Genomic DNA, 211 nt, shown 5'->3' with positions numbered 1-211 from the left:
CTTGACTACTTGAAGGAAATCAAGGAGACGACGCTGGGCGCTTTTGAACATCAGAATTATCCGTTTGAGGAACTGGTGGATAAGGTGAACGTGGCTCGCGATTTATGCCGCAATCCGCTGTTCGATACGATGTTTGCTTTGCAGAATACAGAGAATGTGGAAATCCAGCTTCCCGGACTCCATTTGTCGACGTATGCCAGCGAAGAAATTG

1 protein-coding gene is annotated in these 211 nt (G+C 47.4%); it reads left to right on the top strand.

From position 1 onward, the window contains the following. On the top strand, positions 1-211 hold a 211-nt coding region (locus LCF57_RS04525), incomplete at both ends, for a condensation domain-containing protein (protein ID WP_225999639.1).

Source organism: Paenibacillus sp. BJ-4 (genome assembly GCF_020404765.1).
Lineage (GTDB): Bacteria > Bacillota > Bacilli > Paenibacillales > Paenibacillaceae > Paenibacillus.
The sequence above is the reverse complement of the archived record's forward strand: the minus strand, read 5'-3'. Positions and strand labels throughout refer to the sequence as shown.